The 15,989-nt window shown below is 72.2% G+C and carries 10 protein-coding genes; 5 read left to right on the top strand and 5 right to left on the bottom strand.

Translation table 11 applies throughout. The annotated features are described in order from the left end of the window. Positions 1–41: 41 nt before the first annotated feature. Positions 42–449 (bottom strand): (2Fe-2S) ferredoxin domain-containing protein, encoded by a 408-nt coding sequence (locus tag ABEB06_RS09650; protein ID WP_345696398.1) that lies wholly within the window; start codon positions 447–449, stop codon positions 42–44. Between the two features lie 225 nt (positions 450–674). On the opposite strand from ABEB06_RS09650, the gene ABEB06_RS09655 reads away from it, so the two are divergent. After that, entirely contained in the window at positions 675–1,109 is a 435-nt protein-coding gene (locus tag ABEB06_RS09655) for a CBS domain-containing protein (RefSeq protein ID WP_345696399.1), read from the top strand. Positions 1,110–1,127: 18 nt separating this feature from the next. On the opposite strand, the gene ABEB06_RS09660 is transcribed toward ABEB06_RS09655, so the two are convergent. After that, positions 1,128–2,783 (bottom strand): FAD-binding dehydrogenase, encoded by a 1,656-nt coding sequence (locus tag ABEB06_RS09660; protein WP_345696400.1) that lies wholly within the window; start codon positions 2,781–2,783, stop codon positions 1,128–1,130. 253 nt (positions 2,784–3,036) lie between these two features. Between ABEB06_RS09660 and ABEB06_RS09665 the strand changes: the two genes are divergently transcribed. Then, positions 3,037–3,957 (top strand): SGNH/GDSL hydrolase family protein, encoded by a 921-nt coding sequence (locus tag ABEB06_RS09665; RefSeq protein ID WP_345696401.1) that lies wholly within the window; start codon positions 3,037–3,039, stop codon positions 3,955–3,957. 34 nt (positions 3,958–3,991) lie between these two features. On the opposite strand, the gene ABEB06_RS09670 is transcribed toward ABEB06_RS09665, so the two are convergent. The 3 genes from ABEB06_RS09670 to nicT all read right to left on the bottom strand — a co-directional run bounded on the left by ABEB06_RS09670 (position 3,992) and on the right by nicT (position 8,456). Continuing rightward, a complete protein-coding gene (locus tag ABEB06_RS09670) occupies positions 3,992–4,663 on the bottom strand; it encodes an HAD family hydrolase (protein WP_345696402.1) in 672 nt (223 codons plus the stop codon). Between the two features lie 25 nt (positions 4,664–4,688). Beyond that, positions 4,689–7,145 carry an endonuclease/exonuclease/phosphatase family protein gene (locus ABEB06_RS09675; protein WP_425559599.1) on the bottom strand — a complete coding sequence of 819 codons (2,457 nt, stop codon included), beginning with the start codon at positions 7,143–7,145 and terminating at the stop codon, positions 4,689–4,691. Between the two features lie 201 nt (positions 7,146–7,346). After that, complete coding sequence (gene nicT / locus ABEB06_RS09680; RefSeq protein WP_345696403.1) at positions 7,347–8,456, bottom strand: Nickel transporter NicT; 1,110 nt, start codon at positions 8,454–8,456, stop codon at positions 7,347–7,349. A gap of 195 nt (positions 8,457–8,651) precedes the next feature. On the opposite strand from nicT, the gene ABEB06_RS09685 reads away from it, so the two are divergent. The 3 genes from ABEB06_RS09685 (at position 8,652) to ABEB06_RS09695 (ending at position 15,960) form a co-directional block, all read left to right on the top strand. Then, positions 8,652–10,679 carry a CocE/NonD family hydrolase gene (locus ABEB06_RS09685; protein ID WP_345696404.1) on the top strand — a complete coding sequence of 676 codons (2,028 nt, stop codon included), beginning with the start codon at positions 8,652–8,654 and terminating at the stop codon, positions 10,677–10,679. A gap of 291 nt (positions 10,680–10,970) precedes the next feature. Then, complete coding sequence (locus ABEB06_RS09690) at positions 10,971–13,481, top strand: discoidin domain-containing protein (RefSeq protein WP_345701792.1); 2,511 nt, start codon at positions 10,971–10,973, stop codon at positions 13,479–13,481. A gap of 169 nt (positions 13,482–13,650) precedes the next feature. Continuing rightward, positions 13,651–15,960 (top strand): glycosyl hydrolase family 18 protein, encoded by a 2,310-nt coding sequence (locus ABEB06_RS09695; RefSeq protein WP_345696405.1) that lies wholly within the window; start codon positions 13,651–13,653, stop codon positions 15,958–15,960. Positions 15,961–15,989 lie beyond the last annotated feature (29 nt).

Below are 15,989 nucleotides of genomic sequence, written 5' to 3' on the forward strand. Positions count from 1 at the left end.
AGCCGCCCACCGGGCCGGACCGGCCGGGTGCGGGGAGCCGCTCAGCCCGGGAGGCCGTCGCGGACCCGGCGGGAGACCTGGAACTCCTGCAGGTCGAGCACGCCCGGCGCCGGGACGATGCCCGGCCCGCCGGCCCGGACCCACTCGCCGATCTCGTCGATCATGTCCTCGGCCAGCACCCAGCCCAGCCAGACCGGCCGGCCGCCCGCCCTGCGGCCCTCGGCGGAGGGGCTGACCACCACCACGTTGGAGTGCCCGCAGGCGTCCAGGCAGTCCACCGCCCGGACCTGTCCGGCGGTGCCGACGCCGGCCCGCAGCCGGGCCAGCTGACCCGCATGGTCGACCCCCGGGTGCTTGGCCGTCGTGCCGCAGCAGCAGCCCCGGCAGACGGTCACGGTCACCGGTGCGGCGGGGGCGGCGGCGGGCTGCCGGGCGGCTCGACGGGCCATCAAGTGTCCTTCCGTGGTGGCCCGCCGCCGTCGTCGGCCGCGGACCGCGGGGGCTGCGGTCCGGCGGTGGCCGGACACGGGCGGTCACCAGATTCTGCCGCAGCGCCCGGGCCGCCCGGCCGCCGGGCCCCGGAGCAGCTCCCCGCGCGGGCGGCGGGACCTCGTCCTACGGTGGCAGCACCACCACCTTCCGCGGCTTGCGCGCGGACGAGGAGAGGAAGTTCCGTGATCACAGCCCGTGACATCATGCATGCCGGTGCCCAGTGCGTCGGTGCCGACCAGACCCTGATGGACGCCTCGATGATGATGCGCGACATGGGCGTCGGCGCCATGCCGATCTGCGGCAGCGACGGCAAGCTCAAGGGCATCATCACCGACCGTGACATCGTCACCCGATGTATCGCCGAGGGCAAGGACCCGATGACGATGAAGGCGATGGAACTGGCCGGCCACCTGCACTGCGTCCGTGCGGACGACTCCATGGACGACGTGCTGAAGAAGATGGAGCAGCACCAGATCCGCCGCATCCCGGTGATCGACGGCGAGATGCTGGTCGGCATGATCAGCGAGAAGGACCTGGCGTCCGGTCACCGCGACGGCATGCGGGTGACCGACCGCCAGCTGATCGAGTTCATGGACTCGATGTACATCGACAAGTAACGCCGGGAACGGCGCGGGTCAGGCGGTGGCTGCGGCCGCCGCCCGTCCTGCGTTCCGGCCCGAGAACAGGCAGCCGCCCAAGAAGGTGCCCTCCAGCGAGCGGTAGCCGTGCACCCCGCCGCCGCCGAAGCCGGCCGCCTCGCCGGCCGCGTAGACGCCCTCCAGGGGCGCGCCGTCGGCGGTGAGCACCCGCCCGGACAGGTCGGTCTCCAGGCCGCCGAGCGACTTGCGGGTGAGGATGTTGAGCCGCACCGCGATCAGCGGCCCGGCCTTGGGGTCCAGCAGCCGGTGCGGGGCGGCGGTGCGGATCAGCTTGTCGCCCAGGTAGCGGCGGGCCCCGTGGACCGCGGTGACCTGCAGGTCCTTGGCGAAGGGGTTGGCGATCTCGCGGTCCCGGGCCTCGATCTCGCGGCGCAGGTCGGCCTCGTCGATCGGGGTGTCCGGGGTCTTGGCGTTCATGCCGCGGACCAGCTCGCCGAGGGTGTCGGCGACCACGAAGTCCACGCCGTTGCGCTTGAACGCCTCGACCGGGCCGGGGGCGCCGGGCAGGGCGCGGCCGAGCACGTCGCGGACGGACTTGCCGGTGAGGTCGGGGTTCTGCTCGGAGCCGGAGAGCGCGAACTCCTTCTCGATGATCTTCTGGGTGAGCACGAACCAGGTGTGGTCGTGCCCGGTGGTCATGATGTGTTCGAGGGTGCCGAGGGTGTCGAAGCCGGGGAAGAGCGGAACGGGCAGCCGGCGGCCGCGGGCGTCCAGCCAGAGCGAGGACGGGCCGGGCAGGATCCGGATGCCGTGGGCGGGCCAGATCGGGTTCCAGTTCTCGATGCCCTCCGTGTAGTGCCACATCCGGTCGCCGTTGATCAGCCGGCCGCCGGCCGCCTCGGCGACGTCCAGCATCAGCCCGTCGACGTGCGCGGGCACGCCGGAGAGCATCCGCGCCGGCGGGGTGCCGAGACGCTCCGGCCAGGCGGCGCGCACCTTGTCGTGGTTGCCGCCAATGCCGCCGGAGGCGACCACCACGGCCTGGGCGCGCAGCTCGAAGCTCCCCTCCACCTCGCGGGAGCTGGACTCGCCGCGCTGGACCCGGCTCGGCGCCAGGACCTCACCGCTGACGGTGTCCACCGTGCCCGCCGAGGCGGACAGGCCGGTCACCCGGTGGCGGAAGCGCAGCTCGACCAGGCCGCGGGCGGCCGCCTCGCGGACCCGGCGGGCGAACGGCTCGACCAGGCCGGGGCCGGTGCCCCAGGTGATGTGGAAGCGCGGCACCGAGTTGCCGGGGCCGCTGGCCAGCAGTCCGCCGCGCTCGGCCCAGCCGACCACCGGGAAGAAGCGCACGCCCATCGCGTGCAGCCAGGCGCGCTTCTCGCCCGCGGCGAAGTCCACGTACGCCTGTGCCCAGCGGCGCGGCCAGGCGTCCTCGGGACGGTCGAAGCCCGCCGAACCGAGCCAGTCCTGCCAGGCGAGCTCGCGGGAGTCGCGGATCCGCATCCGGCGCTGCTCCGGCGAGTCGACCAGGAACAGGCCGCCGAAGGACCAGTGCGCCTGGCCGCCCAGCGAGACCGCGGGCTCCTGGTCGAGCAGGATCACCTTCCGCCCGGCGTCGGCGAGTTCGGCGGTGGCGGCCAGGCCCGCGAGGCCGGCTCCGATCACGATCACGTCGGCGTCGAATGCCATGCGGCGGGTCCTTCCGGGGCGGTGGGGTGCCATGATCCTGCGGCCTTCCGGCCGGGCGGTCAACCTCCTCCGCCCGGAATTCCGCTCCACGGCGTATCAGAATTGCCTCCGCTACGCACCGGAGCGGAATTCCGAATACCGCTGACGGGCTTTCGGGAAATCGTGTCGAAAATCTGGACAGCGATTTGACGCGTCGGTAACTTACCGATTGGTACGGCACCCACCCCCACCGTCCTCTCCCCCAGGAGGAACCGTGCTCCGTCCTGCCCTGAAGCGCTCGTCCGTCCTGGTCAGCGGCGTCCTGCTGGCCGCCGCCCTGTCCGGCGCCACCACCCCCGCACACGCCGCCGAGGCGGGGGGAAAGTACGTCGCGCTCGGCGACTCGTACGCCGCCGGATCCGGTGTCCCCGGTCAGTACGCGGGCCTGTGCCTGCGTTCCGACCGCAATTACGGCCACCTGGTGGCGGCCCGGATCGGCGGCTCGTACACCGACGTCACCTGCGGCGCGGCGAAGGTGAAGGCGATGACCGAGGCGCAGTGGGACGGCCCGTTCCGGGTCAACGACCCGCAGCTGAACGCGGTCACCGCGGACACCACCCTGGTCACCCTCGGGATCGGCGGCAACGACCTGGGCACCTCGGACCTCGGCATCGCCGACGTGATCGCCACCTGTGTGGCGGGCGCCGTGGTCAACCCGCTGGGCACCCCGTGCAAGGACCACTACGCCGACGGGCACTGGAGCTGGAGCCAGTGGGCGTGGGTCTGGGGCGAGGACTCGCTGGCGAAGCGGGTCGACGACACGGCGCCGCGACTCGCCTCCGTGCTGCAGAAGATCCACGCCAAGGCGCCGGACGCCAGGGTGCTGGTGGTCGGCTACCCCTCGGTGCTGCCGGAGAACGAGCGGGACTGCTTCGGCCGGCAGCCGGTCACCGTCGGCGACGTGGCCTACCTGCGGGGCGTGCTCGGGAAGGTGAACACCATGCTGGCCGCCACCGCGAAGGCGAACGGCGCCACCTACGTGGACACCCTCACCCCGACCCGCGGCCACGACGTCTGCTCGGACGACCGCTGGGTGGAGGGCGCGCTGCCCGGCTCGCCGACCGTCCCGTTCCACCCCAACGCCACCGGCGAGGCGGCGATGGCCGGCGCGGTCCTCAAGGCCCTCGGCCGCTGACCGCCCTCCGGAACCGGCGCCCCGGCCCCCACCCTCAGGGCCGGGGCGCCCACGCGTCCCGGGCCGCCAGCAGGCCCGGCAGCTCGCGCATGTCGTGGAAGACCACGGTGCCCGGCCCGGCGAGCCGCTCGGCGGGAGTGAGCCCGCCCGCGTAGCCGAAGGCCCGCATGCCCGCCGCGCGGGCCGCCGCGACACCCGGCGCGCTGTCCTCGACCACCGCGCAGGCGGCCGGGTCGACGCCCATCCGCCGGGCGGCGTGCAGGAAGAGGTCCGGGGCGGGCTTGCCGCGGGCGACCTCGGTCGCGGAGAAGATCCGGCCCTCGAAGCGGCCGTGGAGGCCGGTCCGGCCCAGGGTGTGGCGCATCTTCGCGTGTGAACCGCTGGAGGCGACGCAGGTGGGCAGCGCGATGGCGTCCAGGGCCTCCGGAAGGCCGTCCACCGGCTCCAGGCCGGTGTCCACCTGCTCGCGGTGCAGCTCCTCGAAGCGCCGCCCCCACGCGGCCGCGGCGGCCGCGCCGAGCCGCTCCGCGACCTGCTCCCCGATCGACGCGGTGGAGCGCCCGATGAAGCGCTCCACCACGTCCTGCTCGGTCAGCGGCCAGCCGAACTCCGCGCCCAGGGCGACCTGGACGCGGAGCGCGATCCGTTCGCTGTCCACCAGCACCCCGTCGCAGTCGAAGACGACGAGCTCTATCGGCTTGGTCATCCCGACAGCGTACGGGGCCGCCGGGTCACGGCTTGATCCGGACCACCTGCGGGTCGTGGTCGCTGGCCTGGACGGCGAACTCGCTGTTGATGTGCACCACTTCGTAGTCCACGTCGTGCCACTTGAGGGTGGGGCTGACCAGGATGTGGTCGAGGACCTGCGAGTTGCCCTGGTAGACGTAGGAGTAGCGCTCGCGCTCGGGCAGCTGGATCACCAGGTCGCGCAGCACGTCGTCCTTGGTGAGGGCGTCCAGCGCGGGCGAGAACTGGTAGTCGTTGAAGTCGCCGAGGGAGACCACCCGGGCGTTCTTGTCGGCGGCCAGCAGCTTGGCCACGAACGCCTGCTCGACGGTGGCCTGCTTGATCCGCTGGACCTCGGAGCTGCGGCCCGGGGCCTGGAAGCGGCTGTCGATGCCCTGGTCGCCGCCCTTGCTGTTGAAGTGGTTGGCGATCACGAAGACCGGCTTGTTGTGGAAGCTGAACTGGCCGACCAGCGGCTTGCGGCTGCTGTTCCAGGCCTCGTTGCCGGGGTCGATCCGGCCGGGCGAGGCGGTCAGCGAGGTGCGCTTGCCGGTACCGGTCACGTCCACGGCGGTGGTGGAGCCGCCGCCGGCGATGTCGGTGAAGGAGACCCGGTCGGGGTTGAACAGGAAGACCTGGCGGATGTTGCCGCCGGGCTCGCCGCCGTCCTTGCCGTTCTCCGGGTCGACGGAGCGCCAGTCGTAGGCCGGGCCGCCGGCCGCCTTGATCGCGGCGAGGAACTTGGCGACGGTCTGGCTCGCGTCCACCGTGCCGTCGTTGACCGCGCCGTTGTTGTCCTGGATCTCCTCCAGGGTGACGATGTCGGGCGAGCGGAGGTTGGTGACCACGCCCTGGGCCAGCTGGGCGAACTTCTCGTCCGGGTCGCTCGGGTCGAGGTTCTCCACGTTGTAGGTGGCGATGGTGAGCTGGCTCGGCTTGGCGGGGTCGGCGATCTCGCGCTGGAGCTTGCTGTCCCAGACCTGGCCGAGGCCGGTGGCGGCGATGGTGTAGCCGCCGAACTGGTTGTAGTCCAGCGGACCGGCGGTGACGCCCTCCAGCTCGTCGCCGACGTTGAGCTGCGGGAAGGGCTGCTCGGCGGCCGGGACGAGCGACTGGACCATCAGGCGGCCCGGGTTGGGCTGGTCGTAGCCGAGGTAGACGACGCCGCCGCGGCGGGTCGGCCGGTCCTGGTTGCGGGCGTCCACCCACAGCTCGTTGTACTTGTCGGTGGCCTGCACCACGCGGACGTGGACGACCTGGACGTTCATGCCCTCCAGCGACTCGTACAGGTCGAGCGCGTAGTCCGCGGGCTTCAGCGGCAGGTTGTCGATCGAGCCGCCGGCCGCGTCCTGGGTGTACGCGGCGGGGATGTTCGAGTCGTCCAGCAGGACCGGCGCGGGCACCTGGTTGCCCGAGGAGACCACGGTGACCTGCGGGTTGGTCAGCTCGGTGATCGACTGGCTGCCGCCGTTGTAGTTGGGGTAGTACTCGGCGACCTTGGCGGTCACCAGGACGGCGTCGCCGACCTTGACGGCCGGGGTGGCGCTGCCGGTGTAGACGAACACGCCCTCACTGGTGGCCGGGTCGGCGTCCGGGTTCGGGTCCTGCATCCAGAAGCCCTTGGAGCCGTAGGTGCGCACGCCGGTGACGATGCCGGGGACGCCGGATATGGTCTTGCCGGTCTTCGGCGAGAGCCGGGTGGCGCCCTGGATGTCGTGGATCCGGACGGTGCCGGGCTCGGTCGGGCCGGTGGAGCCGGAGCCGCCGTCCGGGAGGTCGGGGGCCTCGCCCTTGCCGTTGACCGGGGTCGGGGCGCCGGACTTCAGGTCGGCGGCGTTGTCGTCGGTGTCGGCCAGCGCGGACCCGCGGGCCACCGAGGCGGTGTTGGAGGCGCCGGTGACCGGGGAGCCCTCGCGGACCACGGCGGTGCCGAAGCCGACCAGGTCGACCACGCGCGGGTCGGCCGCGCAGTCGGCGGCGGTCTTGCAGGTGAGCGGAGTGGTGCCGGAGACCAGCGCGACGGTGCCGCTGGTGCCGGAGAGCGCCAGGTTGCCGGAGGCGTCCGCGGCGGGCAGGTCGACGGTGCCGCCCGCGCCGGCCGCCTCGGCGACCAGGTAGCGGCCGCCGGGGGCGATCGAGCCGGTCAGCTGGGTGACGCCCCACTGGCTGCTCGCGCCCGGGGTGCCGGTCAGGTACTGGACGCTGTAGCCGCTCAGGCCGAAGGCGGCGCCGCTCGGGTTGCCCAGCTCGATGAAGTCGTTCTTCAGGGTGGCGCCGGAGTTGCCGCCGCCGCCGTACACCTCGGCGATCACCGCGCCGGTGGAGGGGGCGGCGATCGCGCCGGGCAGCGGCACCAGGACCAGGGAGGCCGCGACGGCCGCGGGAACGGTCGCGCGCAGCAGCTTCCTGCGCGAACGGGGGCGGTGGGCGGTGGACTTGGTCACCGTGCAGGACTCCTTCATGGGCAGCCCGGACGCCCGGACGCCGTGGGGGCGGCCGGGTCGGCTGAGGGTCGGTCAGCGGACTACTCGCGTAGATCCGGAGCCTGAAGATACGCGCGTAGAAGATGACACGACAAGATGCCCGACGTTAACTCTTGGCACCGAAGAGGAGAGCCGGGTCGCCCGCGGGCGACCCGGCTCGACGGCCTCGGTGACGGAGCGTCAGTCCACCTCGACGACGCTCCGCTCGGCGGGCAGCGCGGCCGACCACTTCTGCTCGACCTTGCCGAACTTCCAGAACGCCATCGCCCCGGCCCAGGTGACCACGAACAGGCCGACGATCGCGTACCCGACCAGGTTCAGGTCCAGCTCGGCGATCCAGCCGACCGGGCCGGAGGTGATGTCCAGCTTCTCGGCGAGCAGGCCGACCAGCTCGATCACGCCGATCACCAGGGCGACCAGCACCGACAGGCCGGTGACGGTCAGGTTGTAGTAGATCTTCCGGATCGGCTTGGAGAAGGCCCACTCGTAGGCGAAGTTCATGAACGAGCCGTCGATGGTGTCCAGCAGGCTCATGCCGGCCGCGAACAGGATCGGCAGCACCAGCAGCGCGTACCAGGGCAGCGAGAAGGCCGCCGCGCCGCCGGCGAGCACCAGCAGCGAGACCTCGGTGGCGGTGTCGAAGCCGAGGCCGAAGAGCAGGCCGACCGGGTACATGTGCCAGGGCTTGGTGACCGCGCGGGTGACCCGGCCGAGGATCCGGTTGAGGAAGCCCCGCCTGTCGAGCTGGCGCTCCAGTTCGGCCTCGTCGAACTCGCCCCGGCGCATCTTGCGGAACACCTTGAGGATGCCGTTGAAGGCGCCCAGGTTGATCAGGCCGATCAGCAGCAGGAAGGTGCCGGAGACGGTGACGCCGATCAGCCCGGTCGCCTGGTGCAGCGCCGACCCGTCGGACTCCACCTGTCCGGCCAGCGAGCGGATGCCGAAGGCCAGCAGGGCGCAGAGCGCGAAGACGATCGAGGAGTGGCCGAGCGAGAACCAGAAGCCGACCGACAGCGGCCGCTTGCCCTGGCCCATCAGCTTGCGGGTGGTGTTGTCGATCGCGGCGATGTGGTCGGCGTCGAAGGCGTGCCGCATGCCGAGGGTGTACGCGGTCAGGCCCATGCCGGCGCCGAAGACCTGGCCGCCGACGTCGTAGTGCTTGGGCGCGATGACGGCCAGCAGGGTGAACCAGCCGACCACGTGCAGCAGGAGCACGAAGCCGCCCATGCCGGCCAGACGGATCCACTCCTCGCGGGTGAGCCGGTCGCGGAGACGGCTGGGGGCTGGCATCTGGGGTGTCCTTCCGGGTGGCACGGGCGAGTGGGCCCGGACATCCTTTCGTCGATCAGCTAGCAATTGCAAGTCATTCGCAACTGAGAGCCCCAGGCGCACGCCGGAGTGCACGGCGAGCCGGGAAATGGCCGGAAACATCCCTTATCGTCGGAATCAAGTGCTCACCCGGCGGAGTGGAGAGGTTCTTCGGCCATGCGGCACCCCGAGGCGTACCCCCACTCCGTCACCCGCGAGGACCTGCGCATCCCGCTGCCGGACGGCACCGAGCTGGCCGCCCGGGTCTGGCGGCCGGTGACCGACCACCCGGTGCCCGCCCTGCTGGAGTACCTGCCGGACCGGCTGGGCGACCGCACGGCGCCGCGCGACGCCGAGCGGCACCCCTGGTACGCCGGGCACGGCTACGCCTCCGTCCGGGTCGACGCCCGCGGCCACGGCAACTCCGGCGGGCTGCCCGGCGACGAGTACGGCGAGCAGGAGCCGGCCGACGGCGTCGCGGTGATCGAGTGGCTGGCCGCCCGGCCCTGGTGCAGCGGGCGGGTCGGCGCGTTCGGGATCGCCCGGGGCGGTGCCGCCGCCCTCCGGCTCGCCGCCCTCGCCCCGCCCGCCCTGCGGGCCGTGGTCGCCGTCTGCTCCACCGACGACCCCTACGACGACGCGCACCACTGCGGCGGCTCGCTGCTCGCGGTCGGCACGCACGCCCGGTCGGCCGCCCGGCTCGCCCTGACCGCCCTCCCGCCGGACCCGCGGTACGTCGGCGATGCCTGGAAGCCGCTGTGGCGCGAGCGCCTGGAGGCCGTCGAGCCGCCCGTCCACGCCTGGCTCGCCCACCAGACCCGGGACGCGTACTGGCGCCGCGGCGGCGTCCGCGAGGACCACCCGGCGATCCGCGCCGCCGTCCTCGCCGTCGGCGGCTGGGCCGACCCGCACCGGGACACCGTGCTGCGGCTGGTCGAGCACCTCCGGGCCCCCGTCCGCGGACTGATCGGCCCCTGGCCGCACCAGTACCCCGACCAGGGCCTGCCGCCCGGCCCGGCGATCGGCTTCCTCCAGGAGACCCTGCGCTGGTGGGACCACTGGCTGAAGGACGAGGACACCGGCGTCATGGCCGAGGCCGCCCTGCGGACCTGGATGAACGAGTCCGTCCCGCCCGCCACCGGCTACGCCAACCGGCCGGGCCGCTGGGTCGGCGACGAGAGCTGGCCCTCGCCCGACGTGCGCGAGGTCCACTACAGCCTGGACGACGCGCTGCGCACCGCCGGCACCCCCTCCGACGACCGCTTCGTACCGGTCCGCTCCCCGCAGCACACCGGCATCGACGCCGGCCGCTTCGTGCCGGCCGGGAACGCCGCCGACCTGCCGCCCGACCAGCGCGAGGAGGACGGCCGGTCGGTCTGCTTCGACTCCGCGCCGCTGCCCGAGCCGGTGGAGGTCCTCGGCCGGGCGTCGCTCCGGCTGCGGGTGCGCAGCCGGGCCCGGCGCGGGCAGGTGGTCGCCCGGCTGTGCGACGTCGCCCCTGACGGGTCGTCGACCCTGGTCACCCGCGGGGTGCTCAACCTCGCGGCGCGGGCCGGTCGGGACCTGGTGGTCGAGTGGGAGCCGGGCGCCGTCGAGGACGTCGGGCTCGAACTCGCCGGCATCGCCCACGACTTCCCCGCCGGGCACCGGATCCGGCTGGCGCTGTCCTCCGCGTACTGGCCCTGGGTGTGGCCGCAGCCCGATCCGACCGGCTTCGAACTCGACCCCGGGCACAGCGTGTTGACCCTGCCGGTCCGCCACCTGGCGGCCGACGCGGGCAGTGCGCCGATCACCTTCGAGGCGCCCGAGCAGTCCGCGCCGCTCGGCGTCCGGTCCACCGAGCCGCTCACCGCCCGGCCCGAGCGCCTGGTGGTGCACGACGTCGCGCAGGGCGAGTGGCGGCTGGAGCTCGACCCCGACCCGAGCGGCCCGCACACCCATCCGGACGGACTGGTGCACGAGGAGCACGCGTTGGAGGCGTACCGGATCCGGTCCGACGATCCGCTGAGCGCACGGACCCGCTCGGACCGGACGATCCGGATGGAGCGGCCGGACATCGGATGGGACGTCACCGTGCAGACCCGGTCCGAGATCTCCTGCGACGCCACGCACTTCACCACCCGCGACCACCTGCGGGCGCTGGAGGGCGCCGACGTGGTCTTCGAACGGGAGTGGGAGCGGCGGGTTCCGCGTACCGCGTCCTGAGACGGCGCCGGATTTTCGTTTCAGCGCCGTTTCACGGTGGTTTCGACGCGGTCCGGGCCTGGGAGCTGGGCACTTAGTTCACAATCTGATCCAAGGATCGAGTAAAGCCGTGAGCTGCTGGTTCCGGAACTTCGCCGGAACCTTGACACCTTTGAGAGCGCTCCCGGAGACTCCGGTGGCGGGGCGCCCCACCCCACCCAGACTCCCACCCCACCCCCACCGGAGGAGTAGCCCGTGAGGCTCACCTCAGCACGCTCGCGCAGCGGTTCGGCCGGCGTCGTCGGACTCGCCATGCTCGCCGGGACCGTCCTGGCCCTGCCCGGCTCCGCCGCCCACGCCGCGGACACCCTGATCTCCCAGGGCCGGACCGTCACCTCGTCCTCGGTCGAGAACGGCGGCACCCCCGCGGCCGCCGCGGTCGACGGCAACACCGGCACCCGCTGGTCGAGCGCCGCCAGTGACCAGCAGTGGCTGCAGGTCGACCTCGGTGCGTCGGCGTCGATCAGCAAGGTCGTCCTGCAGTGGGAGGCCGCCTACGGCAAGGCGTACCAGATCCAGACCTCCGCCGACGGCGCGAGCTGGACCACCGTCTACTCCACCACCACCGGCACCGGCGGCACCGAGACCCTGAACGTCACCGGCTCCGGGCGCTACGTGCGGATGAACGGCATCACCCGCGGCACCGGATACGGCTACTCCCTCTGGGAGTTCCAGGTCTTCGGCTCGCTGACCGGCGGCGGCACCACCTGCGGGACGGCCAACGCCGCCCAGGGCAAGGCCGCGACCTCGTCCTCCACCGAGAACGGCGGCACCGCCGCCGCCAACGCGGTGGACGGCAACACCGGCACCCGCTGGGCCTCCGCCGCCGCCGACCCGCAGTGGCTGCAGGTCGACCTCGGCAGCGAACAGCAGCTCTGCCAGGTCCAGTTGAACTGGGAGGCCGCCTACGGCAAGGCCTACCAGATCCAGACCTCCAACGACGGCACCAACTGGTCGACCGTCTACTCGACCACCACCGGCGCCGGCGGCAACGAGACCCTCAACGTCAACGGCTCCGGCCGCTACGTCCGGATGTACGGCACCCAGCGCGGCACCGGATACGGCTACTCCCTCTGGGAGTTCGCGGTGCACACCGGGGGCACCTCGGTGCCGCCGGTGCAGGGCGGCGGCGACCTCGGCCCGAACGTGCTGGTCTTCGACCCGTCCACGCCGAACATCCAGGCCAAGGTCGACGAGGTCTTCACCAAGCAGGAGTCGAACCAGTTCGGCAACGAGCGCTACGCGCTGCTGTTCAAGCCCGGCACCTACAGCAACATCAACGCCCAGATCGGCTTCTACACCTCGATCGCGGGCCTGGGCCTGAACCCGGACGACACCACCTTCAACGGCGACGTCACCGTCGACGCCGGCTGGTTCAACGGCAACGCCACCCAGAACTTCTGGCGCTCCGCCGAGAACCTGCACCTCAAGCCGGTCAGCGGCACCGACCGCTGGGCCGTCTCGCAGGCCGCGCCGTTCCGCCGGATGCACGTCGAGGGCGGCCTCAACCTCGCCCCCAACGGCTACGGCTGGGCCTCCGGCGGCTACATCGCCGACTCGAAGATCGACGGCCAGGTCGGCAACTACTCGCAGCAGCAGTGGTACACCCGCGACAGCTCGATCGGCGGCTTCTCCAACGGCGTCTGGAACCAGACCTTCTCCGGCGTCCAGGGCGCGCCCGCGCAGGGCTTCCCCAACCCGCCGTACACCACGCTGGACACCACCCCGGTCTCGCAGGAGAAGCCGTTCCTCTACCTGGACGGCAGCGACTACAAGGTCTTCGTGCCGGCCAAGCGCACCAACGCCCGCGGCACCTCCTGGGGCAACGGCGCGCCGCAGGGCGCCTCGCTGCCGCTGAACCAGTTCTACGTGGTCAAGCCGGGCGCCACCGCCGCGACCATCAACCAGGCGCTGGCACAGGGCCTCAACCTGCTCTTCACCCCCGGCGTCTACCACGTCGACCAGACCCTCAACGTGACCCGCCCCGGCACGGTCGTGCTCGGCCTCGGCCTCGCCACCGTCGTCCCGGACAACGGCGTCACCGCGCTGAAGGTCGCCGACGTGGACGGCGTCAAGGTCTCCGGCCTGCTGCTGGACGCCGGCACCGTCAACTCCCCCGCCCTGCTGCAGGTCGGCGAGGCCGGCCCGGGCGCGAGCCACGCGGCCGACCCGATCGTCATCCAGGACGTCTTCGTCCGGGTCGGCGGCGCCGGCGCGGGCAAGGCCACCAACGGCATGGTGATCAACGCCAACAACACCGTCGTCGACCACACCTGGATCTGGCGCGCGGACCACGGCGCGGGCGTCGGCTGGGAGACCAACCGCTCCGACTACGGCTTCGTGGTCGGCGGCAACGACGTCCTGGCGACCGGCCTGTTCGTCGAGCACTTCAACAAGTACGACGTCTGGTGGAAGGGCAACGGCGGCCGGACGATCTTCTTCCAGAACGAGAAGGCGTACGACGCGCCCAACCAGGCCGCGATCCAGAACGGCAGCACCCGCGGCTACGCGGCCTACAAGGTCGACGACGCCGTCAACACCCACGAGGGCTGGGGCCTGGGCAGCTACTGCTACTTCAACGTCGACCCGACGATCATCATGGACCACGGCTTCGAGGTCCCGGTCAAGGCGGGCGTGAAGCTGCACGACATCCTGGTCAACTCGCTCGGCGGCAACGGCCAGTTCGCCCACGTGGTGAACAACACCGGCGCCCCGACCTCGGGGACCTCGACCACCCCGTCCAACGTGGTCTCCTTCCCCTGACACACCGACAGCGGAGCGCTCCGTCCGGGCAGTCGTGCCCGGGCGGGGCGCTCCCGTGCGTCCACGACCCCTTGACGGCGATCAATGGTCCAGTCCAATCTTGACCCCGGCATCCCCACCGAGGCTCCCACACCTACCGGACAACCCCACTCATCCGGAGGTAAACCTCATGCTCGACCGAGCAACGCCCGTGCGCCCCCAGGCGCTCCGGGCCGCTCCCCGTCGCCGGGCCGGCGCGCTCGCCCTGGCGGCCGTGCTCACCGGCGGCAGCGCGGCGCTCGCCGCCTCGCTCGGCACCGCCTCGGCGGCCGCCGTGAACCTGCTGGCCAACGCCGGCTTCGAGACCGGCACCCTGCAGGGCTGGACCTGCGCCGCCGGATCCGTCGTCACCACCCCCGTGCACAGCGGCGGTTACGCCCTCTCCGGCGCGGCCTCGGCCTCCGACACCGCCCAGTGCAGCCAGACCGTCACCGTCCAGCCCAACACCACTTACACCCTCGCGGGCTGGGTGCAGGGCAGCTACGTGTACCTCGGCGCCACCGGCACCGGCGTCAACGCCTCCACCTGGGCGCCCTCGGCGACCGGCTGGACCCAGCTGAGCACCACCTTCAAGACCGGCGCCTCGACCACCTCGGTCACCGTCTTCACCCACGGCTGGTACGGCCAGGGCACCTACCGGGCCGACGACCTCACCCTGACCGGCCCGGCCGACGGCTCCACCAGCCCGAGCGCCTCGACCAGCCCGTCCGTGAGCGCCAGCGCCAGCGCGAGTGCCAGCGCCAGCGCCTCGACCTCCGCCTCGACCTCCGCCTCGGCGAGCCCGTCCGGCAGCGCCGGCCCCACCTCCGGCACCGGCAACGGCCCCGGCGGCGACGGAAAGATCACCGTCCCCGGCGGGGTGGCCGTCACCCGCACCACCGCCAACGCCGTCGTCCTGAAGTGGAACGCCTCCACCGACTCCACCGACAACTACGTCGGCTACAAGGTCTGGTCGAAGGGGCAGCTGGTCGGCACCTCGATGGGCACCTCGATCGCGGTCTCCTCGCTCCTGCCGGGCACCGCGTACACCTTCACCGTGCAGGCGTACGACAAGGCCGGGCACGCCTCCCAGCAGTCCGCCGCGGTGACCGCCACCACGGCCGCCGCCGGCGCCGCGACCCCGCTCAGGTCCGCCTACTTCGACCAGTGGTCGGTCTACGACGCCGCCTACTACCCGAAGAACGTCGACACCTCGGGCGCCGCCGCCAAGCTCGACGTGATCAGCTACGCGTTCGAGAACATCCACCCGACCAACCTCAACTGCTTCGAGGCGGTCAAGGCCTCCGACGCCACCCACGAGGACAACCCGAACGCGGGCGACGGCGCCGCCGACGCGTACGCGGACTACCAGATGGACTTCTCGGGCGCCATCTCGGTCGACGGCTCCGCCGACGACTGGCAGCAGCCGCTGAAGGGCAACTTCAACCAGCTGCGCCAGCTCAAGGCGAAGAACCCCAACCTGCGGATCACCCTCTCGCTGGGCGGCTGGACCTACTCCAAGTACTTCTCCGACGCGGCCGCCACCGACGCCTCGCGCAAGAAGCTGGTCTCCTCCTGCATCGACATGTTCCTCAAGGGCAACCTGCCGACCGGGGTGGCCGGCGACGCCTCCGGCGGCGCCGCCAGCGCCGCGGGCGTCTTCGACGGCATCGACATCGACTGGGAGTACCCGGGCTCGGCCGGCGGCCACACCGGCAACCACTACTCGGCCGCCGACAAGGCGAACTTCACCGCCCTGCTCGCCGAGTTCCGCAGCCAGCTGGACTCCTACGGCGCGAGCACCGGCAAGCGCTTCCTGCTCACCGCGGCGCTGCCCTCCGGCCAGGACAAGATCCAGTACATCGAGACCGACCGGATCGGCGCGTACCTGGACTACGCCGACGTCATGACCTACGACATGCACGGCGCGTGGGACGCCAAGGGCCCGACCAACCACCAGGACCCGCTGCACGACAGCCCGGCCGACCCCACCACCCCGATCGCGCCCGGCACCCGCAAGTACAACGTGGACACCACGCTGGCCGCGTACACCACCGGCCTGCCGGAGTACGGCATCGCGGGCGGCTTCCCGGCCAACAAGATCATCCTCGGCGTCCCGTTCTACTGGCGCGGCTGGACCGGCGTGCAGGCCGGCTCCGACTCCGGCCTGTACCAGAGCGCGACCGGCCCGACCGCGGCCAAGCCCGGCAGCCAGGAGGCCGGCCTCGCCGGCTGGCGGGAGCTCACCCCGACCGCCGCGAACACCCACTGGGACCCGGTCACCGAGAGCGCCTGGATCTACGACGGCACCAACTTCTGGACCGGCGACAACCCGCAGGCCATCCAGGCCCGCGGCGCCTACGCCAAGGCCAAGGGCCTCGGCGGCATGTTCGCCTTCGCCCTGGAGAACGACGACACCTCGTCCACCCTGCTGAACGCGATGTCCACCAGCCTGGGCTGACCCACCGGCCCGGCAGGGGCTCGTGACGG

This window comes from Kitasatospora terrestris (assembly GCF_039542905.1).
GTDB classification, from domain to species: Bacteria; Actinomycetota; Actinomycetes; order Streptomycetales; family Streptomycetaceae; genus Kitasatospora; species Kitasatospora terrestris.

Excerpts from the sequence above, each read along its gene's own strand:
- ABEB06_RS09695 (WP_345696405.1), top strand. The coding sequence starts at position 13,651 with ATGCTCGACCGAGCAACGCCCGTGCGCCCCCAGGCGCTCCGGGCCGCT.
- ABEB06_RS09660 (WP_345696400.1), bottom strand. The coding sequence starts at position 2,783 with ATGGCATTCGACGCCGACGTGATCGTGATCGGAGCCGGCCTCGCGGGC.
- ABEB06_RS09685 (WP_345696404.1), top strand. The coding sequence starts at position 8,652 with ATGCGGCACCCCGAGGCGTACCCCCACTCCGTCACCCGCGAGGACCTG.
- ABEB06_RS09675 (WP_425559599.1), bottom strand. The coding sequence starts at position 7,145 with ATGAAGGAGTCCTGCACGGTGACCAAGTCCACCGCCCACCGCCCCCGT.
- ABEB06_RS09650 (WP_345696398.1), bottom strand. The coding sequence starts at position 449 with ATGGCCCGTCGAGCCGCCCGGCAGCCCGCCGCCGCCCCCGCCGCACCG.
- ABEB06_RS09690 (WP_345701792.1), top strand. The coding sequence starts at position 10,971 with ATGCTCGCCGGGACCGTCCTGGCCCTGCCCGGCTCCGCCGCCCACGCC.
- ABEB06_RS09670 (WP_345696402.1), bottom strand. The coding sequence starts at position 4,663 with ATGACCAAGCCGATAGAGCTCGTCGTCTTCGACTGCGACGGGGTGCTG.
- nicT (WP_345696403.1), bottom strand. The coding sequence starts at position 8,456 with ATGCCAGCCCCCAGCCGTCTCCGCGACCGGCTCACCCGCGAGGAGTGG.